We start from the raw sequence: 25,519 nt of genomic DNA, 5'->3' as shown, positions 1-25,519 counted from the left end.
AACCGACCCATGGATCCCACGCAACACCCGGCCGCCGCACCGGAGTCCGAGGACGGACCCCCGCCGAGAGCGGCCCATCCGTTTCCCCTGGGGGTGTCGGGCGTCACCAAGCGCTTCGGCCCGGTACAGGCGCTCGGCGGCGTCACGCTGGAATTCCCCGCCGGACAGATCACCGCGCTGATGGGTGAGAACGGTGCCGGCAAATCCACGCTCCTGAAGATCCTGACCGGTGACCATCAGCCCACCGAGGGGAGCGTCGTCGTGAACGGGGAGCCGATCGCGCTCGACTCCCCCGCACGCGCACGGGCCGCCGGGATACGGATCATCCCGCAGGAGCCCGAGATCATCCCCCACATCTCCGTGGCGGAGAACGTCTACGCCGGCGCGCTCCCCCGCACCCGCGGACGGATGCTGGACCGGGCAGGACTGAACCGGCGCATCAAGGCCGACCTGGACCGGCTGGGCTTCGCCCACGTCCTGGACCCGGCCCTGCTCGGCTCGCAGCTCACCCCCGCCCAGCGGCAGTTGGTGGAGATCATGCGCGCGCTGACCGGGGGCACGACCGCACGGCTGATCGCGTTCGACGAACCGACGTCGTCGCTGTCGGAGCACGAGGTCGACGCACTCTTCACGCTCATCCGGCGGCTCCGCGACGAGGGCATCGCGATCGTCTACGTGTCGCACCGCATGCAGGAGATCTTCCGGCTCGCCGACCGCGTCGCGGTGCTGCGGGACGGCAGTCTGATCGGCGTCCAGGATGCCGGGGCCACCGACGAGGGCGAACTCGTGCGCCGGATGGTGGGCCGCGACCTGTCCGCCGCGTTCGTACGTCAGCGCGTGTCCGTCGACCGGCTGGTCCTCGACGTCCAGAACCTCACGACCGACGATGTCACCGGTATCTCGCTCCAGGTACGGGCGGGTGAGGTCGTCGGGCTGGCCGGTCTGATCGGGGCCGGCCGCTCCGAACTCGCCCTCGCGCTCGCGGGCGACGTCCCCATCCGGAGCGGCAGCGTCACCCTCGACGGCACGCCGCTGCGCAGCGGCCGGCCGGGCGAGGTGATCGGTGCAGGCCTGGGGCTGGCGCCCGAGGAGCGCAAGGCACAGGCGTTGTTCCTGCGGCAGTCCGTCAAGGACAACACGTCGCTCGTGGTGCTGGACCGGCTGCGGCGCTTCCGCTTCGTCCGACGCGCGGCCGAGCGCCGGCTCGCGCAGGAGTACACCGACCGGCTGCGGGTCCGCGCCCCGTCCATCGACCACGAGGTGGGCAAACTGTCGGGCGGCAACCAGCAGAAAGTGGTCCTGGCCCGCTGGCTCGCCCGCAGACCGAAGGTCCTGGTCCTCGACGAGCCGACGCGCGGCATCGACGTCGGCGCGAAGGCGGAGATCTACAAGATCATCGCCGATCTCGCCGCCGAGGGAGTCGCGCTGCTGGTCATCTCCTCCGAACTCCCCGAACTCCTCGGCCTGGCCGACCGCGTGGTCGTCATGCAGGGCGGCCGGATCACCGGCGAACTCGACCGCGGCGAAGCCACCGAAGAATCCATCCTCCAACTCGCCATGGCCGACGACTTCGCCGGCACCGCCCCCGGAGCCTCCTCATGACTCTCACCCGTACCCCTTCCCCCGCTGTGAAGGAGACCCCCGGCGACCGCCCCGCCGCACGCCGGCGGAACCCCGTCGCCGGCCTGGGCGGCCAGAACATCAGCCTGATCGGCGCGCTCGCCGTCGTACTGGCCCTCTTCGGGGTCCTGAACGAGAACTATCTGAGCCTGTCGAACATGCAGGTCATCGCGGAGGCGGCGACCATCACCGGGCTGCTCGCGATCGTCCAGACCGTGGTGATCATCTGTGGCGGCCTCGACATCTCCGTCGGATCGCAGGTCGGCGTCGCGTCCGTGGTCAGCGCCATGACCTTCACCGCCACCGGATCGGGAGCGTTCCTCGGTATGGCCGCCGCCGTTGGCGTCGGCATGCTGATCGGCGCGCTGAACGGCCTCGTGATCGTCTACGGCCGGGTCAATCCGACGATCGCCACCCTCGCCGGCCTTGCCGCGTACAAGGGGCTCGCCCAGTTGCTGTCCGACGGACGTGCCCAGGGCTACGTCCTCAACAACGACGTCTTCATCTTCCTCGGGCGCGGGAAGATGGCCGGTCTGCCGGTCATGGTCTGGATCCTGATCGTGGTGGCCGTCACCGTCCACCTGCTGCTCAAGTACACCGACATCGGCCGCAATCTGTACGCCGTCGGCGGCAACGACACCGCTGCCCGCCTCGCCGGCATCAGCATCAACAAGTACCTGATCTGTGTCTACGCGCTCATCGGGGTGGTCGCCGCGGTCGCCGGAATCCTGCTGACCGCCCGTACCGGCTCGGGCCAGCCGGTCTCCGGCAGTGAAGGCCTCGAACTCAAGGCGATCACGGCCGCCGCGCTCGGCGGCGCGGCGCTCAAGGGCGGCAAGGGCGGCATCGGCGGCACGCTCCTCGCCGTCGCCCTCCTCGGCGCCCTGGAGAACGGCCTCACCGTCCAGGGCATCAACACCTTCTGGCAGAACGTCGCCCAGGGCGCCCTCCTCGTCATAGCCGTCGTCATCCAGCAGCGCCGCAACGGCGAGAGGGCGGTCGGGCTCCCCCACTGAGCGCTCACGCGTTGCGCTGTCCGCCGCGCCTCACGGCCGGCGGGTGGACAACTCCCCACGCGTTTCCCGGACTCTCCCCCTCCCCCGGCGCCGCCAGGGCACGAACCGACCGGATACCGGACATCACCACCGGTGCGCCGGGTCACCGAACCGGTTGACAGTGGGAAATAGGGCACTCCTTCCCCAGTCTGCGTACCAAATGCGCGCATCCCCTGCACATGCCGGTCCGGGTGGTCTAGATTGACCATGCTTCAGCGATGAGGCCGCAAGGCGACTATTAACGATCTTCAGGTTCGGCGCCACGAGTCAGCGATTAATACCCGGCTCCACATGCGGGAATGATCGATTCCTGAGACCTGCAAGGGATACCCGGGTGCGGGGAGCACCTGGACTTTCCGCGGTTCGACGCGCACTTCGGCGGTCCGACGGCCCGGGTGCGTCACTCAAGAGACGCTGAAGCAAGAGACGCTGGAGAAACATCGGTACGTCATGCGCGGAAAGGCCGTGTGCCTTCCGCGAGCACGAACAGCGCAGTGTCTGGGGCGGAGCCTCCCGTTGGGAGGATCTGTGCGGGAGGTGGGGACCTCTCGTGGGGGGAGAACAGTGCTCGGCGGACACGTCGAACCACTGATGACCTGGGGGGGTTCTGTGTGGCAGGGGGAATTAGTCGGCCCTTTTCCGTCGGCGCACGAGCGTCTGGCGAAGGGGGCGAACAGTCCGCTCGCGATCGGGTGGGAACTGCGGTACCGCCGTACCGTGATCATCAGCGACACGGTGTCCACCGCCTTTGTGGTGGCGGTGATCGGCAATTTCTTCGGAGTGCGGGACGCGGCCAACTGGCATGAGAAATGGGGGATTCTCGCATTCGGCACCGAAGTGCTGGTGCTGGGAGCGCTGGCCGTGAGCCGGGCGTGGGCTCCGGCCGTTCTCGGCCAGGGTGCGGAGGAATTCCGCAGGCTCGGGCGCTCACTGTTCGCGGCCACGGTCGTACTGGCCCTCGGCGGAATCGCCCTGACCTCGCGCAACATCAAACTCTGGATCTTCGTCGCGATCCCCGCCATCGCGGTCGTGACCATGACCACGCGGTATCTGCTGCGTCTGTGGCTGCACAGACAGCGCAAGGAAGGACGCTGTCTGAGACCGGTGCTCGCCGCCGGAAGCCTGGCCACCGTCAGCGATCTGATCGCCCGGACCCGCAAGTTCCCGCACCTGGGCTGGCGGGTGGACGCGGTGTGCACGACGGACGGCGCCGGTCTCGACGGTGACCAGCTGGACGGGGTGCCGGTCGTCGGGCGGCTCGCCGAGGTCGCGGGACACGTGCAGCGGGACGGCTACCGCGTCGTCGCGGTCACACCGGACCCGCACTGGTCACCGGACCGGCTGCAGCGGCTCGCCTGGAACCTCGAAGGCAGCGATGCCGAGATGGTCGTGGCCCCCGTGCTGATGGAGGTGGCCGGTCCGCGGCTGCACGTCGACGCGGTGCTCGGCATCCCCATGCTGCGGGTGAGCATGCCGGCCTTCACCGGAGGCCGCCGGGCGATCAAGGGGGTCGTCGACCGGATGGGCGCGGCGCTCCTGCTGCTGCTGTTCGCGCCGCTGATGGTGGGCGTCGGGCTGATCGTGCTCGTGGACAGCCGGGGCGGTGCGTTCTACCGCCAGCGCCGGGTCGGCAAGGACGGCCGCGAGTTCACCATTCTCAAGTTCCGCACCATGGTCACCGGGGCCTGCGGAGCCCGTGCCGCACTGGCGGACCTCAACGAGGGCGCCGGTCCGCTGTTCAAGATGCGCCGGGATCCGCGGGTGACGCGGGTGGGACGGGCGCTGCGCCGGTACTCGCTCGACGAACTGCCGCAGCTCTTCAACGTACTCACCGGATCGATGTCACTCGTCGGCCCGCGCCCGCCGCTGCCGGAGGAGTCAGCCGCGTACGGCCCGGACATCCGGCGGCGGCTGCTGGTCAAGCCCGGGCTCACCGGCCTGTGGCAGATCAGCGGACGCAGTGACCTGCCGTGGGACGAGGCGGTCCGGCTCGACCTGCGGTACGTGGAGGACTGGTCGCTCGCCCTGGACACGGTGATCCTCTGGAAGACGCTGCGGGCGGTGCTCTACGGGCAGGGGGCCTACTGATGCACGGGAGACATCGGGCGGGCACGCGGACTGCAGGCCGGCAGGGCCTGCCTGGGGGGAGGGACGCATCATGAGAGTCAGTGTCTTCGGGCTCGGATACGTGGGCTGTGTGTCGGCCGCGTGCCTGGCCGACATGGGTCACGAGGTCATCGGGGTGGACGTCAACCAGGTGAAGATCGACCTGGTCAACGACGGCAAGGCCCCGGTGGTCGAGGAGCGGATCGGTGAACTCATCGCCGAGGTGGTGCGGAGCGGGGCGTTACGCGCCACCGCGGACGTCGCCGAGGCGATCAGGGAAAGCGAGGTGTCGCTGGTCTGTGTGGGCACCCCTTCGGAGCCCAACGGCAGCCTCTGCACGACGTACTTGGAGCGGGTGGCCGAGCAGATCGGCGCCGCGCTGGCCGAGCGGGGCGGGCGGCACACCGTGGTGTTCCGCAGCACCATGCTCCCGGGCACCTGTCTGAACCTGCTGGTCCCGCTCCTGGAGAAACACGTCGGCGGTACCGCGGCCGGCGGGATCGGCGTCGCGGTCAACCCGGAGTTCCTCCGCGAGGGCTCCAGCGTGCGGGACTTCTTCGACCCGCCCAAGACCGTCATCGGCGAGCTCGACCCGGCCAGCGGCGACACGGTGCAGAAGCTGTACGAGGGACTGCCCGGCGAGGTGTTCCGGGTGCCGATCCCGACGGCCGAGGCGATCAAGTACGCGGACAACGCGTTCCACGGGCTCAAGATCGGCTTCGCGAACGAGCTGGGCGCGGTCTGCCAGGCGCTCGGGGTGGACTCGCACCAGGTGATGGACGTGTTCCTGGCCGACCGCAAACTCAACATCAGCCCCGCCTATCTGAGGCCCGGTTTCGCCTTCGGCGGCTCCTGCCTGCCCAAGGACCTGCGCAGTCTCGTCCACGCGGCGCAGCGGGCCGATGTCTCGGTGCCCATCCTGTCCCATGTGCTGCCCTCCAACTCCGACCATCTGCAGCGCGCGGTGGATCTGGTCGAGCGCACCGGCAAGCGCCGGGTGGGGCTGTTCGGTCTGTCCTTCAAGCCCGGCACCGACGATCTCCGCGAGAGTCCGCTCGTCGAGCTGGCGGAGAGGCTCTTCGGCAAGGGGTACGACCTGCGGATCCACGACGCCAATGTGAGCCTCTCCCGGCTGCTCGGGGCGAACCGCGAGTACATCGAGAACCGGCTGCCGCACCTCGCGCATCTGCTCGCGGACTCCGTCGACGAGGTGCTCGACCATGCCGAGGTGTGCCTGGTCGGGACCCGTGATCCGGCCGTCCTGGCGGCGCTGCCGCACGGTGACGCCCCGGTGATCGTCGACCTCATCCACCTCCCCGACGCCGACGCGCGTCGGGCCGAACCGGGGTACGTGGGCCTTGCCTGGTGACACTTCGTTCGATGACATAGCCGGCGGCCGTCGCGGCCGGCGCGCGCTGATCCTGGTGGAGAACCTTTCGGTGCCGTTCGACCGGCGTGTGTGGCAGGAGTGCACGACGCTGCGCGACGCGGGCTGGCGGGTCGACGTCATCTGCCCCCGGGGCAGCAAACGGGACACGGAGGCCGAGGCCGAGATCGACGGTGTGCGGATCCACCGCTACCCGTTGCGCGCGGCGACCGGTGGGCCGGCCGGATACCTGCGGGAGTACGGATCGGCGCTGTGGCACACGGCCCGGCTGGCCCGCAGGGTCGGCCCCGTCGACGTGGTCCACGCCTGCAATCCGCCCGATCTGCTGTTCCTGCCCGCCTGGTGGCTGAAGCGGCGCGGCGCACGGTTCGTCTTCGACCAGCACGACCTGGTGCCCGAGCTGTATCTCTCCCGGTTCGGCCGGGGCGAGGACCTGCTCTACCGCGCGGTGTGCGCGCTGGAGCGGCTGACCTACCGGGCCGCGGACATCGTGCTCGCCACGAACGAGAGCTACCGGGACGTCGCGGTGCGCCGTGGCGGCCGGCGGCCCGAGGATGTCTTCGTGGTGCGCAGCGCGCCCGCGACCGACCGGTTCCGGCCCGTGCCGCCCGAGCCCGGACTGAAGCGAGGCAAGCCTCATCTGCTGTGCTATCTCGGCGTGATGGGCCCTCAGGACGGGGTCGACTACGCCTTGCGGGCCCTGGCGAAGCTGCGCGACGAACTCGGGCGGACCGACTGGCACGCGGTGTTCGTCGGCTCCGGTGACGCCTTCGACGCGATGGTGGAGCTGTCCGGGCGGCTCGGGCTCGACGGACAGGTGCAGTTCACCGGGCGCATATCCGACGAGGACCTGGTGCGGTACCTGTCCACCGCGGACGTCTGCCTCTCGCCCGACCCGCACAATCCGCTCAACGACGTGTCGACGATGAACAAGGTCCTGGAGTACATGGCGATGGGCCGGCCGGTCGTCTCGTTCGACCTCCGGGAAGCGCGGGTCTCCGCAGGTGACGCCGCCGTGTACGCGCCCGCCAACGACGAGGCCGAATTCGCCCGGCTGATCGCGCTGTTGATGGACGATCCGGAGTTGCGGGCACGGATGGGCAAGACCGGGCAGGAGCGCATCGGCGGCGAGCTCTCCTGGCGCAACTCGCAGCGGTCGCTGCTCGCCGCCTACGCCGCCGCCTGCCGTGACCGCACCGCGGCGCCGGCGGACGGCGGGAGCACCGGACAGGGAGAAGGCCGCGCCGTTGAGCGATGACACGATACGCCTGGTCACCATCGGGCGGATGCTCCGTCGGCGCAGCCGGTTCCTCGTCGTGGTCGCCGTTCTGGGCGCGCTGGCGGGCTACGGCACCTCGATGCTCTTCCCGCCCCGCTACACGGCGACGGCCTCGGTCCTGATGCAGGGGCAGTGGGAGGACCGTGAGCTGCTGACCCAGGCGGAGATCGCATCCAGTTCGGCCGTGGTCGACCGGGTGGGCGCCTCGCTCCGCCTGCCCGGTGTCAGTCCCGGCGAGCTGCGGGACCAGGTGCGGGCCAAGGCCGCCGAAGGGAACATCATCAAGATCTCGGGTACGGCCGACACCCCGGAGCGCGCCCAGCGGCTCTCCGACCAGGTGGCCCAGGAGTTCGTCGCGTTCGCCGCGCGGATCGCGGGCGGCAGCACCGACCCCGACACGGCGGCGGGGCCCGAGGCGCTGCGGCAGGAGGTGACGCGGACCAACCGCCGCATCACCGAGCTGGCCAATGCGGCCGATCCCGGGCAGACCGTGGAGAGCGTGCAGGCCCGCACCGAGCTGGAGAAGCTGCGGACCACGCTGCAGGACGCCATGAAGAAGCTGGACGAGGCCGACCCGACGGCAGGCGAGGCGGGCATGGTCGTGATGGGTCCGGCGGCCCGGCCGACCGGTGAGGCACCGCCCACCAGGGCTCAGCTCATCGGTGCCGGGGCCCTGCTGTTCCTTCTGCTCGCGGTGGTCGGGCATCTCACCGCCGCGCGGATGAACCGCAGGCTGCGCACCGAACCGGAGATCTCGAAGGCGCTGGGCGCCACGCTGCTGGGCACCGTCGACATACCCGGTGGGCGGCGCGCGTACCGGCCACCGGCCCGTGGCGCGCGGGCCCGGCTCCGCCGGCTGCTGGGCGTCGACACGCCCTGGGAGCTGCCGGCCCCTCAGACGTCCGACGACGAGGCGGGCCGACGGCTCCGTTACCGGCGGGTGTGCGCGCGCCTCCGGGACCGGCTGCCGGTCTCCCGGCGGCTGCTGGTCGTCGTACCGGACGGCGATCCGGTCGCCCTGCGGGCGGCGGCGCAACTGGCCGCCGATGCCCGGAACGATCTTTCCCTGAACTCTTCGGGCAAGGGATACCCCGCGCTGCGCGTGGTGGAGGTGTCGGTGTCCCGGCCGATGGTGCCGGACCGCGACACGGAGTCAGGTGCCCTGGTCGTGCTGAGTGCGGGCAGCCGGACCGCGGAGGAGCTGGCCGGTATCGCCGAGGCGTGCGAGGACGGCGGGCACGAGATCTTCGGCTTCGTCGTCGCCGGCACGGTACGGACCCGCGCCGCGCGGTCCGCCGGTCATCCTCCGGGCGACACCGCCGCGGCGCCCGCGGTTCACCGCCACGCGGCGGGGGGTGTCGCGTGACGACGGACAGGACCACGGAGCCGCTGCCGGACTCGCCGGCGTCCGCCCCACTGCTGGACCTCCAGGCGCTGGTGGTCGCGGTGCGCAGGCGACGCCGTCTCTGGTGCTCCATGGCGCTGCTGGGGCTGCTGGCCGGTGCGGCGGCGGCCGTCCTGCTGCGGCCGGAGCCGACCGCTGTGACGAAGGTGCTGGTCACGCATCAGGCGGACCAGCCGAACGACACCGGGACGCTGATCCGTACGGACGTCGAGCTGCTCGGCACCACCCGCATCGCCGGCCGGGCCCTGAAGTCCCTGAAGTCCACGGAGAAGCCGGAGGACTTCATGCGGGACTACCGCGGCACGGGCCTGACCAACAACGTGCTGGAGATCGAGGTGACGGGCGAAAGCGACGCGGACGCGGTGGCCCGGGCCGAGGCGCTGGCCGACGCGTTCGTCGCGGACCACGTGACGCGGATGCGGGAGGCCGCGGAGGCCGAGTCCCAGGCGTTGCTGGACCAACGTGACCGTGTACAGGGAGAGTTGGACGAGGTCAACAAGTCGATCGGGGACCGGACCCCGGAGAGCGACCCGGCGGCGTCGGCGAGTCTGGAGTCGCTCTTCGCCCGCCGGGCCGAGCTCAACTCACGGATCGCCGATTTCGACGAGCGCGCGGCCCAGGCGCGCACCGGCGCGCCCCAGGTCCTGGCCGGCACGCAGATCGTGGACACGCCGCGCGCGGTCCGGCACTCCCTGCCCAGGGCCGTCGGCACGGACGCCGCGATCGGGCTGGCCCTGGGGCTCGTCCTCGGGCTCGGGCTGGCCGCGGTCGGCACGGTGGTGGCCGACCGTCCCGTCCTGCGCCGCGAGATCGCCGCGGGTCTGGGCGCCTCGGTCATCGCGGAGCTGCGCCACCCGCCCCGCAGACCGGCCGGGCGGTGGCAGCGCAGGCGTACCCGGGCGGCCCGCGAACGGCTCACCCGCTCGCTGGCCCGCGCCGTCCGTGACGGCACGGGACCCGTGTCGCTGCTGGAGCTGGGATGTGCGCGCGGCACCGGCGCGATCGCCCTGGACCTCGCCGGTGCGCTGACGGCCCAGGGGCCGGTGGTCGTCGTCGACGGACTCCCGGACCGGCGGCTGGCGGGGCTCCGCCCGAAGCCGGGAGCCCCGGCCGTGGTCACCGCGGAGCGGGCCGCGGCCGTGCCGTACGAGACGCGCCGGCTCGGTGTCGGCTCGGCGGTGCCCGGCACGGTGTGGGCCGACCTCCAGCACCTCGGCACGCGGACCGTGCTCGTCGTACGGGCCGGTCACGTCAGCACGGCCTGGCTGCACACCGTGGCGCGGCAGCTCGCGGATCAGCTCATCGAGGTGATCGGTGTGGTGCTGCTCGACTCCGACCGCCGGGACCGGTCCGACGGGACGTTGTGGGACGGGCCGCGCACCGTGCGGGCCGACCGGAGCGAGCGCCCGGCCCGGCCGAGCGGAGCAGGTCTGCCGCGCACGGAGCGGCCGCCGATGCCGGCCGCACGGATACCCGACACCGAACAGGAGGCGCGCTAGCACATGTGCGGCATCGCAGGCACGTTCCGCTGGCCGGACGGAAAGGCCGTGACCGACCGGCTCACCGAGGTACTCGCCCATCGCGGCCCGGACGGGGCCGGCCGCTACAGCCACCCCGCCGGTGACGGCGAGGTGCACCTCGGGCACCGCCGGCTGGCCGTCGTCGACCTGTCCCCCACCGGCGCCCAGCCGATGGTCTCGGGCGGCCTCTCCCTGACGTACAACGGCGAGCTGTACAACGCCCCCGAACTGCGGGCCGAGCTGTCCGGCGCCGGGGTGCGGTTCCGCGGGACCTCCGACACCGAGGTGCTGCTGGAGGCGTGGCGTCGCTGGGGCACGGACTGCCTGCCCCGGCTGCGCGGCATGTTCGCGTTCGCGGTCTTCGACGAGCGCACCGGTGAACTGGTGCTCGCCCGCGACCAGCTCGGCGTCAAACCGCTGTTCCTGCTCCGGCGCGGCGAGGGGCTGGTGTTCGCCTCCGAGCTGAAGGCCCTCGCCGCGGTGACCGGCGGGTCGCTGGAGGTGGACCATGCGGCGCTGGTGTCCTCGCTGCTCTACTACTGGGTGCCGGACTCCCGCTGCGCCTTCCGCGAGGCGGAGAAGCTGCCGCCGGGGAGCTGGCTGCGGTGCCGGCCCGACGGCCGGGTGGAGCGCGGCCGGTTCTGGAATCTGAAGGACGTCGCCGCCGAGGGCAGGCAGCGGGCCCTGAGCGGCGAAGTGCCGGACCTGGCCGCCGTCGTCGAGGACTCGACCCGGCGCCACCTGCTCTCCGACGTACCCGTGGCGACGTTCCTGTCCGGCGGGCTCGACTCCAGCTATCTGACCGCGCTGGCGGCCCGCCACCAGCCCGGCATGTCCGCCTACACGATCGGGTTCCGCGCCGAGGACGCCAGGTTCGAGGCGATGCCGGACGATCTGCGCTACGCCCGGCAGGTGGCCGCCCGCTTCGGCGTCGACCTGCACGAGATCGAGATCGCTCCGGACGTCCTGGATCTGCTGCCGCGGATGACGTATCACCTGGACGAGCCGATCGGCGACCCCGCCGCGATCAACACCTTCCTGATCTGCTCGGCCGCCCGGGAGGCCGGGGTCAAGGTGATGCTCTCGGGGATGGGCGCCGACGAGCTGTTCGCCGGGTACCGCAAGCACCTGGCCAACCTGCTGGCGCTGCGCTACCAGCGCGTCCCGCGCGTTCTGCGGCGGGGTCTGTCGGGAGCCGTGGACCGGCTGCCGGTCGCCACGTCCCGCCGTGGCTTCCGGTCGGTGCGCTTCGCCAAGCGGTTCCTCTCCTTCGCCGATCTGCCGGAGGAGGCCGCGTTCCGGCGCAGCTACACCATGTACGACCAGGACGAGCTGCTCGCGCTGCTCAATCCGGACCTGGCCGGGACGGTCGACGACGTGCTGACCGAGCACGCGGACATCTACCAGGACAACGACCTGGACGACTTCGTCAACCGCATGTGTCTGGCCGACTCCCGGATGTTCCTGCCGGGCCTGAACCTCGCGTACACGGACCGGTCGAGCATGGCCGCCTCGACCGAGGTGCGGGTGCCGTACGTGGACGTCGAGGTGGTCAGGGCCGCGTTCGCCGTGCCGGGTGATCGCAAGATCGTCGGACGGCAGGGCAAGGCGGTCCTCAAGGAGGCGGCTTCCTCGGTCCTGCCGCGGGAGATCGTGTACCGCCCCAAGGGCCTTTTCAGCGCCCCGCTGCGCGCCTGGATGAGCCGGGATCTGGCGCCGCTGGTGCGTGAGGTGGTGAACGACGGCCTGCTCGTGCGGTCCGGGTTCCTGCGCCGCGACGCGCTGGCGCGGCTCGTCGCCGAGGACGCCGCCGGGCACCGGGACCACTCCAAGCATCTGTGGCATGTGCTGACCCTCGAGTACTGGTACCGCGGCGCGACCTCCGGAGCCGGCCAGAGCTCCTCCCCGACGGCGTAGAGAGCAAGAGGACATCGATGAAGCAGGTTGTACAGAACTACAGGAGCGGCGAGTTGGCACTGCTCGACGTGCCGGTTCCGGGCTGCAAGCCGGGCGGTGTTCTGGTCCGGACCGGCTACTCGCTCATATCCACCGGCACCGAGCTCATGAAGGTGTCCGAGGCGGGCATGTCGATGCTCGGCAAGGCCCGCTCCCGGCCGGACCAGGTGGCCAAGGTCGTGCAGAGCGTGGCCTCGAACGGGGTGCCCGCCACCTACCGCAAGGTGATGGGCAAGCTGGACTCGTACACCCCGCTGGGCTACTCGCTGTGCGGGGTGGTCGAGCAGGTCGGCGCCGGGATCGAGGACGTGGCGGTCGGCGATCTCGTGGCCTGTGCCGGCAATGAGCACGCACTGCACGCCGAGCTGAACTGGGTGCCGAAGAACCTGTACGCCCCGGTGCCGGACGGGCTCGCGCCCCGGCACGCGGCCTTCGGCACCGTCGGGTCGATCGCTTTGCAGGGAGTGCGCCGCGGGGAGCCGCAGCTCGGCGAGGTCGCGCTGGTCATCGGCCTCGGGCTGATCGGGCAGCTGGTGGTGCAGCTCCTCACCGCGTCGGGGGTCCGCGTCGTCGGGGCCGACCCCGACCCGGAGCGCTGCGAACTGGCCGCCGGGCTGGGCGCCGTGGCCTGCGGGGATCCGGCGTCCGCGGCCGTGGAGACCGCCGTCGCGGAGCTGACCGACGGTCACGGCGTGGACCAGGTGTACCTGGCCGCGGGCGGCGGCAGCAATCAGCCGGTCGAGCTGGCCGCCCGGCTGAGCCGGGACCGCGGGCGGGTCGTCGACATCGGCAAGTGCCGGCTGGACCTGCCGTGGAACGCGTACTACGAGAAAGAGCTCGACGTCCGGTTCTCCCGCAGTTACGGCCCCGGTCGCTACGACCCGGAGTACGAGCTGGAGGGGCGCGACTACCCGATCGGCTATGTGCGCTGGACCGAGCGCCGCAATCTGGCGTGCTTTCTCGATCTCCTCGCCCGCGGCCGGGTCGACGTGGAGCCCCTGGTCTCCCACGTCGCCGCGTTCGACGAGGCCGTCGAGACGTACCAGCGGCTGAAGGACGGCGGTCTGAAGGCCGTGGCGGTGCTGTTCCGTTATCCCGAACGGGCCGTCGAGCCGGAGGCCGTGGCCGTGCCGGCGGTGCGGCGCGACGCCACGGCGCCCACCCGGGCCCGGGCCGTCGACACCCCGGTGCGCCTCGCGTTCGTCGGCGCCGGCAACTACGCGACGTCGATGCTGCTGCCGCACCTGGCGACGCGCGACGGCGTCCGGCTGTCGACGGTCGTCACCACGACGGCGCTGTCCGCGGCCAACGCGCAACGGAAGTTCGGCTTCGCCGATGCGACCACCGATCTCGACTCGGTACTCGGCGACCCGGCGATCGACGCGGTGTTCGTGGTCACCCGGCACAGCTCGCACGCCGACCTGACCGCGAAGGCGCTGCTGGCCGGCAAGTCCGTGTTCGTGGAGAAGCCCCTGGCCCTCACCGAGGAGGAGCTGGCCGTCGTACTGGACGCCGTGGAGAAGTCCGGCAACGACCGGCTCCAGGTGGGCTTCAACCGCAGGTTCGCACCACTGCTGCAGGAGGCCAGGAAACGGTTCGGCACCAGGACCGGGCCGGCCAGCGTCCGCTATCTCGTCAACGCGGGCCGGCTCGACCACGGCAGCTGGTACCTCCAGCAGGGCACCGAGGGCTCCCGGTTCGCCGGCGAGGGCGGCCACTTCGTCGACACCGTGAGCTGGCTGCTCGACGCCGACCCGGTCTCGGTGTACGCGGCCGCCCCGTCCGGCAACGAGGACCTCCAGATCGTCCTGCGCTACCCGGACGGGTCCACCGCCACCCTCAGCTACGTCACGAGCGGCGCGGCCGGCTTCCCCAAGGAGACCCTGGACCTGGTGGCCGACGGCAAGGTGCTGCAACTCGACGACTTCGTCCGGGCCTCGGTCTACGACGGCCGCGGCAAGCGGTGGGTCAGCTCGCGGCTGCCCAGGGCCCGGGACAAGGGCCAGTCCGCCGAACTGGCGGCGTTCGTCAGGGCCGTGCGGTCCGGCGGGCCGATGCCCACGCCGCTGGAGTCCCTGGTCACCACCACGGCGGCCACCCTCGCCGTGCAGGCCGGTCTGGCCGGCGGCGCGCCCGTGACGCTGGCGCGGCCCCGATGACCATGAGCGCGGGCTGGTACCTGCGGCGGCTGTCCCGGATGGGGCCGCGGGAGGTCGCGGGACGGACGGGTGACGCGGTGCGCAGGCGGCGGTGGCGCTCGGGAGTGCCGGACGGTCCGGGAGCGACCGGCGCCCGGTTCACCGCGGGACTGCCCGCGGGGACGGTCGCCGCGGTGCCGCCGGACGCCGCGAAGCGCCTCGTCGCAGAGGCGGACCGGCTGATGGCGGGGCACGCCGGGTTCTTCGGGGTGGAGCGCGGCGATCTGGCGGACCCGGACTGGTGCCACGACCCGAGGACCGGGCGCCGGGCGCCGTGGGCTTACGCCTTCGACGTGCCGTACCGCGACGAGGACGCGGTGGGGGACATCAAGCAGATCTGGGAGCTGTCCCGGCACCAGTACCTCACCGTGCTCGCCGCCGCCTACGCCCTCACCGGGGACGAGCGGTACGCCGAGCGTGTGGCCGGGCACCTGCGTTCGTGGTGGGCGGCCAACGCGCCGCTGCTCGGCGTGCACTGGACCAGCGGCATCGAGCTGGGGATCCGGCTGCTGTCCTGGGTGTGGGTGCGCCGGCTGCTCGACGGCTGGCCGGGCGCGGCCGGGCTGTTCGAGGACAACCCGGTGGCGGTCCGCCAGATCTGGCACCACCAGCGCTGGCTCGCGGCCTTCCCCAGCCGGGGATCCTCGGCGAACAACCACGTCATCGCCGAGACCGCCGGACAGTTCGCGGCGGCCTGCGCGTTCGACTGGTTCCCCGCGTCCACGCGGTGGCGGGCCGACGCGCTGCGGTCACTGGAGAGGCAGTTGCGGAGCAACACCTTCCCGTCGGGCCTCAACCGCGAGCTGGCCACGGAGTACCACGGGCTGGTGCTCGAACTCGGCCTGGCCGCGGTCGCCGAGGCGGACACGGCCGGTGTGCCGGTCCCCGCGTCGGTCCGGCTGGTGCTGCTGCGGATGACCGACGCGCTCGCGGCCGTCGTGGACGACCGGCTGCGGCCGCCGCGGCAGGGCGACGCGGACGACGGGCACGGTCTCGTCGTGGACGGGCCGGGCACCGACCGCTGGGCCTCACTGCTGGCCACCGGGGAAGCGGTGTTCGGCCGGCTCGACTGGTGGCCGGCGGTGACCGGCACCGATGTGCGCACTCCCCTGCTGGCCGCGCTCATCCGGCCGTACGCGCGGAACGCGGCCGGAGCCGCCGTGTCCCGCCCGGTGCGCCGGCCGTCCCATTTCGCCGACGCGGGCATGACCGTCCTGCGCGGTCCGGAGAAGATCTGGTGCCGCTGCGACGGCGGGCCGCACGGATTCCTCTCCATCGCCGCGCACGCCCACGCGGACGCGCTGTCCGTGGAGGTCCGGCACGACGGGGTCGACGTTCTCGCCGACCCGGGGACGTTCTGCTATCACGGGCAGCCCGAGTGGCGGCGGTACTTCCGGTCGACGCTCGGCCACAACACCCTGGAGATGGACGGCGACGACCAGTCCGTCTCCGGCGGCCCGTTCCTGTGGACCCGTCAGGCCCGCAGCCGGGTCCTGGAAGCGGACACGTCCGACGAGGCGGTGGCCCGGTGGTGCGCCGAGCACGACGGGTACGGGCGTTCCGTGCACCGGCGCCGGGTTGAGCTGACGGCGGCGAGCCGGGAGCTGAAGGTGACCGACGAGGTGCGCGGCGAGGGCCGGGCCGTGCGGCTGGCGTTCCACCTCGGCCCGGCCGTCACCGCGGACCTGACGGGGAACCTGGCGGCGCTCAGCTGGACCCTGGACGGCGAGGAGCGCTCCGCGGCGCTCGAACTGCCCGGGCGGCTGAACTGGCGGGCGCACCGCGGTGAGAGCGACCCGCCGCTGGGCTGGTACTCCCCCGGCTTCGGGCGCAAGGAACCCTCCACCACGCTGGTCGGCACGGGTTTCGCCGACGGCGCGGAGGGGTTCGTCACCGTGCTCAGGTTCCACGGCTAGGGGGGACCTTTGCGGATCAAGTGGCGGCAACGGGCATGGCCGGCCGCGCCATTGGTGCTGGCCCTGCTGGCGACGGCCGGCTGCGACGGCCCGACGGACGCGAAGCCGGGGCCGAGCGCATCGCCCTCCGTGCCCACGGCCGCGGCCCGGGTGTGCGCCCGGCCCGCGGCCGGACCGGCGAAGGCGCCGGCGGGGTCGGTGACGGTCGACCCCGCGGTCACCGGTGACCTGGCCGCGAAGACGAGGAGGAGCCCCGCCGGCACGACGTTCTGGCTGCGGCCCGGCACGCACAGGCTCGGTCCTGACCGCTACGCGCAGGTCGTGCCCAAGCGGGGAGACGTGTACCTCGGCGCACCGGGCGCCGTGCTCGACGGGCGGAAGACCAACCAGTACGCGTTCAGCGGCACCGCCCGCGACGTCACCATCCGTTACCTGACCGTGCGGGGGTTCGTCGCGCCGCACGACGAGGGCGTGGTCAACCATGACTCGGGCGACGGCTGGGTGATCGAGCACGCCACGATCCGGAACAACTCCGGCGCCGGGCTGATGGCCGGTGCCCGCCAGCAGGTCCGCTCCAGTTGCCTGCGCGACAACGGGCAGTACGGGATGAACGCGTACAAGGGCAGTGGTCCTCTCACCGGCCTGGTGGTCGAGGGCAACGAGATCGTGGGCAACAACACCGGCGACTGGGAGCGGCGGCGGCCCGGCTGCGGCTGCACCGGTGGCGTCAAGTTCTGGGCGGTGAACGGGGCCGACATCCGCGGCAACTGGGTGCACGACAACCGCGGAACCGGGCTGTGGGCGGACACCAACAACAACGACTTCCGCATCGAGGACAACGTGCTGGAGGACAACGACGGTGCCGCGCTGATCTACGAGACCAGTTACAACGCGGTCATCCGGAAGAACACGATCCGGCGGAACAACTGGGTGCAGGGCCGCACGTACGCCGAGCGCGGTGACACCTTCCCCTTCGCGACCGTCTACGTGTCCGAGTCCGGCGGCGAGCCACGGGTCCCGGCCCGCACCGACAAGATCGAGATCTACCGGAACGTGCTGGAGAACAACTGGTCCGGAATCACCCTGTGGGAGAACGCCGACCGGTTCTGCAACAGCCCCGCCAACACCTCGTCCGGCGACTGCACGCTGCTGGTGAAGCGGAAGAGCAGCTGCGCCGAGCCGGCGATCGACTCCGCACCGCTCTACGCCGACTGCCGGTGGAAGACCCAGCGGGTGGACATCCATGACAACCGCTTCGTGCTGGACAAGTCCGTCGTCGACTGCACCGCGAAGTGCGACCGCATGGCGGTGCTGGCCAACTACGGCACCTACCCGGACTGGTCGCCGTACCAGGGCGACCGGGTGGCCGAGGCGATCACCCGCAAGCAGGACAACCGCTGGCACGACAACGTCTACACCGGGCCGTGGAAGTTCGTCGCCCACGATCCGAGCCGGGTGCTCGACTCCTGGCAGTGGCAGGGCACGCCGTACGCGCAGGACAGGAACAGCACCTTCCGCACCGGGGAGGACGGCTGATGGAACGGGAACACGCGCCGAGGGCCGTACAGACCGCCTGGGGGCTGCTGGTCCTCAACACGCTCGGCTCCGCCGGGGCGGAGACCATCGTCCCGCTGCCCCGCTCCCTCATCCAGATGGTCACCATGGGCTCGCTGGTCGCCGCGTTCGCGCTGGCGCTCCTGGCCAACCCCCGGCTGCGGATCCGGGCGAGCGCCTTCCTCTTCCTGCTGACCCTGCTGCTGGTGCCGAGCCTGATCGCCAGCGCGGGCCTGGGGTCGGGGTTCGGCGCGCTGTTCCGCTGCGCCCGGCTGGCTCTCTTCATCGGCACGCTGTGGCTGCTCAGCCGCTGGTGGGACGGCGGCCCGAGGTTCGTCAGGTACCACATCCGGATGTACTTCGTGGTCCTCGGGTCGGTGGCCGCCGGCCTGGTCATCTCGCCGGGCGCCGCCCTGCCGGAGCTGTACGGGGGGCGGCTGGTCGGGGCGTTGTGGCCGCTCACCCCGCCCCAGATCGGGCAGTACGCAGCCGTGATCATCGGGCTCGCCGTGCTGCTCGCGCTGGGGGGCCGGACCGACCGTCGCAGTGCGGCGGTGGTGATCGTGCCGGCGCTCGTGCTGCTCGCCCTGACGCACACCAGGACGGCGACGCTGGGTCTGCTCGTCGGGCTGGTGCTGGCCATCGGTTCGCTCTTCCTGACCAGCGCCGCCGCCCGGCGGTTCTTCACCTGGGCGGTGGTGGGCGCGGCGGTGGTGGCGGTCGGGTTCGGTTCGGCGCTGCAGGCCTGGTTCCTGCGCGGGCAGAGCCAGGAGAACTTCTCCAGTCTCACCGGCCGGGCCAAGGTGTGGGACGCCCTGCTGGCGGCTCCGCGGACGCCGGCCGAGTACGTGTTCGGCGCGGGGCTCGGCGACAAGTCGTTCGGCGGGCTGCCCATCGACAACAGCTGGCTGGCCGTCTTCCAGGAGCAGGGGATGACCGGCGTCGTCCTGGTGGCGGCGGTCATCGTCGTGCTGGGCGTCGTCGCGCTGCTGCGTCCGCCGTCGCTGTCGAGGGCCTGTGCGATCTTCCTCATCAGCTACTGCGCGCTCGCGTCGTACACCGAGGCCGGGCTGGGCGACGCCTCGCCGTATCTGCTGCATCTGGCCGTGGCCGCCTCGCTGTTGGCGACGCCCGCCCCGGCCGCTCCCCTCGCCCTGCCGGCGCCCGCGGTTCCCCGTCGGCGCGTCCCGCGCTGGGCCCGGAAGACGGAGGTGATCTGAGCATGCACGTCCTCGTGGTGCACAACCGCTACGCCTCGGCACAGCCGAGCGGGGAGAACAAGGTCGTCGACCAGGAGGTGGCGCTGCTGCGCGGGGCCGGCCACCGGGTCGAGCTGTTCGAGCGGCGCAGCGACGACATCTCCGCCATGTCCCTGCTGGGCAAGGCCGCGCTGCCGCTGCTGGTGCCGTGGAACCCGGCGGTCCGCACGGAACTCGCCGGCCGGCTCCGCTCGGAGCGGCCGGACGTGGTGCACATCCACAACGTCTTTCCGCTGCTGTCACCCGCGGTGCTTGCGGCCTGCGCCGACGCGGGCGTGCCCGCCGTGGCCACGCTGCACAACTACACGCAGGTCTGCCCGCCCGGCACCCTGCAGCGGGCCGGGCTGCCGTGCACCGAGTGCGTCGGTTCCGGGCCGCTGCCCGCCGTGCGGCACGGCTGCTACCGCTCCTCCCGGCTGGCGACGGTGCCGCTTGCGGTCAGCCTGTCGGTCAACCGGCGGCGGTGGTGGTCCGGTGTGGAGCGGTTCTTCTGCATCTCGGCGGCGCAGCGCGCCGTCCTGGTGGAGGCCGGCATGCCGGCCGGGCGGCTGGCCGTGAAGCACAACTTCGTGCCCGAGCCGGGAGCCCGCCGCACGGGCCCCGGTGAGCACCTGCTCTATCTCGGCAGGCTCGCGGAGGCCAAGGGGGTGCGGCTGCTCATGGCCGCATGGGACAGGGCGGCCGCGGACGGCGGGGTGGGGGTGCCCCTCGTGATCGCCGGTACGGGACCGCTGGAGGGGGAGGTGACCGCCTGGGCGGCGGGACGCGAGGACGTGCGGTACGCCGGCCTGCTCGACACGGCTCAGTGCCGGGAGGCCGTCGCGCGGTCGGTCGCCGTGGTGGCTCCCTCCACGTGGCTGGAGGCTTTCGGCCTGGTGGTGGTGGAGGCGATGGCGGCCGGGGTCCCGGCCGTCGCCGCCGGTCACGGCGCGTTCGTCGAACTCGTCGACGACGGGGTGAGCGGGCTGCTCCACCGGCCGGGCGACGCCGACGCACTGGCGTCCGCACTGCGCCGGATCACGGCTGATCCGGTGCTGGGCCGGGAGATGGGACAGGCGGCCAGGCGCCGTTACGAGCAGGACTTCAGCCCGGCCGTCGGGCTGGAACACCTGGTGGAGGGATACCGGGCCGCGATCGCGGGCCGGGCCGGTGACGGGGACAGCCCGCCGCCGGCAGGGGACGGGAACACTGGCTCGCGACGGGGTCGCCCGCGCGAGCGGGATGGGGGCAGTTAGATGACACGATGCCGACTCTGCGGTTCGGCGGCGCTGGCGAGCGTCGTCGATCTCGGGGCGACTCCGCCGTGCGAGAGCTTTCTCGCCGCGGACCAGCTGGACCGGCCGGAGCCCGCGTACCCGCTGCACCTGCGGGTCTGCGCCGAGTGCTGGCTGGCGCAGATCCCTCCGCTGATCACGCCGGAGGAGACGTTCACGCAGTACGCGTACTTCTCCTCCTACTCGACGTCCTGGGTGGAGCACGCGCGCACGTTCGTCGCCGATGCCGTGCGGCGGCTGGGGCTCGGGTCCGACGCCTTCGTGGTCGAGGTCGCGAGCAACGACGGGTACCTGCTGAAGCACATGGTGGACCGCGGGATCCGGTGCCTCGGCATCGAGCCGTCGGTGAACGTGGGCGCCGCGGCCCGGGACGCGGGTGTGCCCACGCTCACGGAGTTCCTGGACCCGGCCACCGGTGCGGGCGTCCGCGCCGAGCACGGTCCGGCGGACCTGGTCGTGGCCAACAACGTGTACGCGCACATCCCCGACGTGGTCGGGTTCACCCGGGGGCTGCGTGCCCTGGTCGCCGACGACGGCTGGGTCTCCATCGAGGTGCAGCATCTGCTGACGCTGATCGAGGAGACCCAGTACGACACGATCTACCACGAGCACTTCCAGTACTACACGGTCGCGTCGGCGGCGCGGGCGCTGGCGAGCGGGGGGCTCGCGCTCGTGGACGTCGAGCTGCTGCCGACGCACGGCGGCTCCATCCGGCTGTGGGCCCGGCCGGCCGAGGTGGCCGGCGAGCCCAGCCGCAGGGTGGCCGCCGTGCTGGACCGGGAGAAGGCGGCGGGGCTGGGCGAGCTGTCCGGGTACACCGAGTTCTCCGACCGGGTGGCCAAGGTGCGGCGGGACCTGCTGCGGTTCCTCATCGACGTGGCCGAGCGCGGTGAGACGGTCGTGGGCTACGGCGCCCCCGGCAAGGGCAACACCCTGCTCAACCACTGCGGCATCCGGCCGGACCTGCTCCCGTACACGGTCGACCGCAATCCGTACAAGCACGGCAGGTTCACCCCGGGCACCCGCATCCCGATCCTGCCGCCCGAACAGATCGCCGCGGACCGACCGGACTACGTCCTCGTCCTGCCGTGGAACCTGCGGGCCGAACTGGTCGAGCAGTTGTCGTTCGTGCACGACTGGGGCGGCCGGCTGGTCTTTCCCATACCGGAACTGAGCATTGTCGAGGCCAAGTCATGAAGGTCGTACTGTTCTGCGGTGGTTATGGGCTGCGCATGCGCGCCGGAGCCTTCGACGACGTGCCCAAGCCGATGGCGATGGTCGGGCCGCGGCCGCTGATCTGGCATGTGATGCGCTACTACGCGCACTTCGGGCACACGGAGTTCATCCTGTGCCTCGGGTACGGGGCGGACCACATCAAGGACTTCTTCCTCAACTACGAGGAGACGACGTCCAACGACTTCGTCCTGCGGGGCGGGCGGACCGAGCTGCTGTCCACCGACATCGCCTCCTGGACGATCACGTTCGCGCAGACCGGCATCGAGTCGCCGATCGGGGAACGGCTGCGCCGGGTGCGGCACCACCTGGGTGACGACGAGATGTTCCTCGCCAACTACGCGGACGTGCTCACCGACGCGCCGCTGACGGAGATGATCGACCGGTTCTCCCGGCGGGACGCCGGTGCGTCGATGATGGTCGTGCCGCCCCAGTCCTCGTTCCATTGCGTGGATCTGGGCGAGGACGGCCTGGTGGGGGGCATCACGCCGGTGAGCGAGCTGCCGCTGTGGGAGAACGGCGGCTACTTCGTGCTGCGCCAGGAGGTCTTCGACCACATTCCGGAGAACGGCGACCTGGTCGGGGACGGCTGCGCGGCGCTGGCCAAGCAGGGGCGTCTGGTGGCGCACCAGCACCGCGGCTTCTGGAAGCCGACCGACACGGTGAAGGAGCGGGCCGCGCTCGACGACTCCTATGCCCGGGGCGACCGCCCGTGGGCCCTGTGGGAGCGGGGCGGCGCGGGTGCGGAGGCCGGGGTGAGGGCCTCGTGATCCGGCTCTCGGGCGGCGGTCTGGACCGGGTCGTGGCGGTGGGTGCGCACTGCGACGACATCGCCATCGGCGCCGGCGGCACCCTGCTGGCGCTGTGTCTCGCACGGCCGGGTGTACGCGTGGACGCGCTGGTGCTCACCGGCGGCGGCAGCGACCGGGAGCAGGAGGAGCATGCCGCGCTCGCGGAGTTCTGCCCGGGCGCCGACCTCCGGCTGACCGTGCACAAGCTGCCCGACGGCCGGCTGCCGGCGCACTGGGACGAGGCCAAGGCCGCGGTCGAGGAGCTGCGGGAGCGGACCGATCCGTCGCTCGTGCTGGCGCCGCGCACCGAGGACGCGCACCAGGACCACCGCGGTCTGGCGAAGCTGGTGTCCACCGCCTTCCGGGACCACCTCGTGCTCGGTTACGAGATCGTCAAGTGGGACGCCGATCTCGGCCGTCCGACGGCCTACCAGCCGCTGTCGCCGGAGATCGCCGAGCGGAAGGTGCGGCTGCTGCAGGAGCACTACCCCTCGCAACGGCACCGGCCCTGGTACGACCGGGAGGCGTTCCTCGGGCTGGCCCGGATCCGCGGCATCGAATGCCATGCGCGCTACGCCGAGGCGTTCGCCGTCACCAAACTCACTCTCGACCTGGGGGAATGAACCTTGCGCGTACTACTGACCGGGCACCAGGGCTATCTCGGCACCGTGATGGCTCCCGTACTCGAGGCCGCCGGGCACGAGGTCGTCGGTCTCGACGCCGGCCTGTTCGCCGACTGCGTGCTGGGGCCGCCGCCCGCGGACCCGCCGGGGCAGCGGGTGGATCTGCGGGACGTCACGGCCGAGCACGTGGCCGGGGTGGACGCGGTGATCCACCTGGCCGCGCTCTCCAACGACCCGCTGGGTTCGCTGGCGCCGGAACTCACGTACGACATCAACCACCACGCGTCCGTGCGGCTGGCCCGGCTGGCCCGCGACGCCGGGGTGCGGCGCTTCCTGTACGCGTCGACGTGTTCGGTCTACGGCGCCGCCGGCGGTGAGGACCTGGTGGCGGAGGAGGCCCCGCTGCGCCCGGTCACGCCCTACGCGGAGTCCAAGGTGCGGGTCGAGGACGACCTGCACGCGCTGTCCGACGGCGACTTCAGCCCGGTGTACATGCGCAACGCCACCGCGTTCGGGTACTCGCCCCGGCTGCGCGCCGACATCGTGCTGAACAACCTGGTGGGCCACGCGCTGCTCTCCGGCGAGGTGCTGGTGCTCTCCGACGGCACCCCGTGGCGCCCGCTGGTGCACGCCGCCGACATCGCCCGGGCCTTCACGGCCGCGCTGGACGCGCCGCGCGAATCCGTGCACGACCGGGCGTTCAACATCGGCAGCGAGTTCAACAACGTCACGGTGGCCGAGATCGCCGGCCAGGTCGCCGAGGCGGTGCCCGGATCGAAGGTGGTGATCACCGGGGAGAACGGTGCCGATCCGCGGTCGTACCGGGTGGACTTCTCCCGGTTCCGGGCCGCGGTGCCGGGCTTCGAATGCGAGTGGACGGTGAAACGGGGCGCGCTGGAACTCGCGGACGCCTACCGGAAACACGGGCTGACCCGGGAGGACTTCGAGCGGCGCTTCACGCGGCTGGCCGTGCTGCGCGCCGCGACCGACGCCGGTGCCGTCGACGCCACCCTGCGGTGGCACGGGTGACCGCGGCCGGCGAGCAGATGCACGCGCTGGTGGAGCGGCTGTACCCGCTGTGCCGGAGCATCACCGGCGACGGTGTGCGCGCCACTCTGGAGATCATCGACGAGTACGTTCCGCTGCGGGTGCACGAGGTGCCGACGGGGACGCAGGTGCTCGACTGGACGGTGCCGCAGGAGTGGAACATCCGGGACGCGTACATCGCCGACGCCGCGGGCGAGCGGGTCGTCGACTTCGCCGCGTCCAGCCTGCACGTGCTCGGCTACAGCGTGCCGGTGTCGAGGACCATGCCGCTGGCCGAGCTCCGCCCGCACCTGCACACCCTGCCGGACCACCCGTCCTGGGTGCCGTACCGCACCAGTTACTACGAGCCGGACTGGGGCTTCTGCCTGGCGCAGGAGACCCTGGACGCGATGCCGGACGGCGAGTACGAGGTGCACGTCGACTCCACCCTGGCCGACGGACACCTCACCTACGCCGAGCACGTGGTCCCGGGGCAGGTCGCCGACGAGGTGATCATCTCCTGCCATGTCTGCCACCCGTCGCTGGCCAACGACAACCTGGCCGGCATCGCGGTGGCGGTGTTCCTGGCCCGGGCGCTGGCGCAGGAGACGCCCTACTTCACCTACCGATTCCTCTTCGCGCCCGGCACCATCGGGGCGGTCACCTGGCTGGCCCGCAACACGGAACGGGTGACGGAGGCGTCCGCCACCCGGTCGGAGCCCGGAACCGCCGGAAAGGTCAGGCACGGACTGGTACTGGCCTGCGCCGGCGACAGGGGCCAACTGACGTACAAGCGGAGCAGGCGCGGTGACGCGGAGATCGACCGGGTGCTCCAGTACGTGCTGGGCACCTCCGAACGCCCGCACCGGATCACCGAGTTCACTCCGTACGGCTACGACGAGCGGCAGTTCTGCTCGCCCGGGTTCAATCTGGGGGTGGGCTCGCTCACCCGGACCCCGTACGCCGGATACCCCGAGTACCACACCTCGGCGGACAATCCGGACTTCGTCTCCCCGGCGGCGATGGCGGACACGCTCGACGTCTGCCGCGAGGCGTTCGCCGTACTGGACCGCAACCGGAGCTACGTCAATCTCAGTCCCTACGGCGAACCACAACTGGGCAGGCGCGGGTTGTACGGAGCTCTCGGCGGGCGCAGCGACGCGAAGCAGGCCCAGATGGCCATGCTCTGGGTGCTCAACCTGTCCGACGGCGAGCACAGTCTGCTGGATGTCGCCGAGCGGTCGGGGCTGCCGTTCGACACCGTCGCCGCGGCGGCCGGAGCCCTGCGGGGCGCCGGGCTGATCAAGGCGTGAGGCC

The 25,519-nt window shown here is 71.8% G+C and carries 17 protein-coding genes and 1 pseudogene; all 18 read left to right on the top strand.

From position 1 onward, the window contains the following. Positions 1 to 9 precede the first annotated feature (9 nt). The 18 genes and pseudogenes from OG408_RS35665 (at position 10) to OG408_RS35580 (ending at position 25,515) form a co-directional block, all read left to right on the top strand. Positions 10 to 1,602 carry a sugar ABC transporter ATP-binding protein gene (locus tag OG408_RS35665; protein ID WP_326673719.1) on the top strand — a complete coding sequence of 531 codons (1,593 nt, stop codon included), beginning with the start codon at positions 10 to 12 and terminating at the stop codon, positions 1,600 to 1,602. After that, complete coding sequence (locus OG408_RS35660; RefSeq protein WP_326673718.1) at positions 1,599 to 2,636, top strand: ABC transporter permease; 1,038 nt, start codon at positions 1,599 to 1,601, stop codon at positions 2,634 to 2,636. The genes OG408_RS35665 and OG408_RS35660 overlap by 4 nt, the downstream gene beginning before the upstream one ends. A gap of 648 nt (positions 2,637 to 3,284) precedes the next feature. Then, positions 3,285 to 4,763 carry a sugar transferase gene (locus tag OG408_RS35655; RefSeq protein ID WP_266786625.1) on the top strand — a complete coding sequence of 493 codons (1,479 nt, stop codon included), beginning with the start codon at positions 3,285 to 3,287 and terminating at the stop codon, positions 4,761 to 4,763. A gap of 70 nt (positions 4,764 to 4,833) precedes the next feature. Beyond that, entirely contained in the window at positions 4,834 to 6,150 is a 1,317-nt protein-coding gene (locus tag OG408_RS35650) for a nucleotide sugar dehydrogenase (RefSeq protein WP_266785789.1), read from the top strand. Further along, positions 6,140 to 7,419 (top strand): annotated as a pseudogene (locus tag OG408_RS35645) (glycosyltransferase family 4 protein). Before OG408_RS35650 ends, OG408_RS35645 begins: the two are co-directional and overlap by 11 nt. After that, positions 7,416 to 8,813: a Wzz/FepE/Etk N-terminal domain-containing protein gene (locus tag OG408_RS35640; RefSeq protein WP_285564141.1), complete on the top strand. Its 1,398-nt coding sequence runs from the start codon at positions 7,416 to 7,418 to the stop codon at positions 8,811 to 8,813. Before OG408_RS35645 ends, OG408_RS35640 begins: the two are co-directional and overlap by 4 nt. Next, the gene (locus OG408_RS35635; RefSeq protein WP_326673716.1) at positions 8,810 to 10,351 is read left to right on the top strand and encodes a Wzz/FepE/Etk N-terminal domain-containing protein; all 1,542 of its coding nucleotides are present in this window, start codon (positions 8,810 to 8,812) and stop codon (positions 10,349 to 10,351) included. Before OG408_RS35640 ends, OG408_RS35635 begins: the two co-directional genes overlap by 4 nt. Before the next feature lie 3 nt (positions 10,352 to 10,354). Beyond that, positions 10,355 to 12,289, top strand: coding sequence for an asparagine synthase (glutamine-hydrolyzing) (gene asnB / locus OG408_RS35630; protein WP_326673715.1), 1,935 nt, complete (start codon positions 10,355 to 10,357; stop codon positions 12,287 to 12,289). 17 nt (positions 12,290 to 12,306) lie between these two features. After that, positions 12,307 to 14,487, top strand: coding sequence for a bi-domain-containing oxidoreductase (locus OG408_RS35625; protein WP_266785779.1), 2,181 nt, complete (start codon positions 12,307 to 12,309; stop codon positions 14,485 to 14,487). Further along, a complete protein-coding gene (locus OG408_RS35620; RefSeq protein ID WP_326673714.1) occupies positions 14,484 to 16,442 on the top strand; it encodes a heparinase II/III family protein in 1,959 nt (652 codons plus the stop codon). Before OG408_RS35625 ends, OG408_RS35620 begins: the two co-directional genes overlap by 4 nt. Before the next feature lie 9 nt (positions 16,443 to 16,451). Continuing rightward, complete coding sequence (locus OG408_RS35615; protein ID WP_326673713.1) at positions 16,452 to 17,978, top strand: right-handed parallel beta-helix repeat-containing protein; 1,527 nt, start codon at positions 16,452 to 16,454, stop codon at positions 17,976 to 17,978. Continuing rightward, positions 17,978 to 19,216 carry an O-antigen ligase domain-containing protein gene (locus OG408_RS35610; RefSeq protein WP_266785773.1) on the top strand — a complete coding sequence of 413 codons (1,239 nt, stop codon included), beginning with the start codon at positions 17,978 to 17,980 and terminating at the stop codon, positions 19,214 to 19,216. The genes OG408_RS35615 and OG408_RS35610 overlap by 1 nt, the downstream gene beginning before the upstream one ends. Before the next feature lie 2 nt (positions 19,217 to 19,218). Beyond that, positions 19,219 to 20,490 (top strand): glycosyltransferase, encoded by a 1,272-nt coding sequence (locus OG408_RS35605; protein WP_266785771.1) that lies wholly within the window; start codon positions 19,219 to 19,221, stop codon positions 20,488 to 20,490. Next, complete coding sequence (locus OG408_RS35600; protein WP_326673712.1) at positions 20,491 to 21,726, top strand: class I SAM-dependent methyltransferase; 1,236 nt, start codon at positions 20,491 to 20,493, stop codon at positions 21,724 to 21,726. Continuing rightward, positions 21,723 to 22,532 (top strand): glucose-1-phosphate cytidylyltransferase, encoded by an 810-nt coding sequence (locus OG408_RS35595; protein WP_285564148.1) that lies wholly within the window; start codon positions 21,723 to 21,725, stop codon positions 22,530 to 22,532. The genes OG408_RS35600 and OG408_RS35595 overlap by 4 nt, the downstream gene beginning before the upstream one ends. Next, positions 22,529 to 23,176 (top strand): PIG-L deacetylase family protein, encoded by a 648-nt coding sequence (locus tag OG408_RS35590; RefSeq protein WP_266785765.1) that lies wholly within the window; start codon positions 22,529 to 22,531, stop codon positions 23,174 to 23,176. Before OG408_RS35595 ends, OG408_RS35590 begins: the two co-directional genes overlap by 4 nt. A 3-nt stretch (positions 23,177 to 23,179) precedes the next feature. Then, positions 23,180 to 24,205, top strand: coding sequence for an NAD-dependent epimerase/dehydratase family protein (locus OG408_RS35585; RefSeq protein ID WP_266785763.1), 1,026 nt, complete (start codon positions 23,180 to 23,182; stop codon positions 24,203 to 24,205). Beyond that, complete coding sequence (locus tag OG408_RS35580; protein ID WP_285564149.1) at positions 24,193 to 25,515, top strand: DUF4910 domain-containing protein; 1,323 nt, start codon at positions 24,193 to 24,195, stop codon at positions 25,513 to 25,515. Before OG408_RS35585 ends, OG408_RS35580 begins: the two co-directional genes overlap by 13 nt. Positions 25,516 to 25,519: the final 4 nt, after the last annotated feature.

This window comes from Streptomyces sp. NBC_01257 (assembly GCF_035917255.1).
Lineage (GTDB): Bacteria > Actinomycetota > Actinomycetes > Streptomycetales > Streptomycetaceae > Streptomyces.
This window is presented reverse-complemented; position numbering and strand designations above follow the sequence as displayed.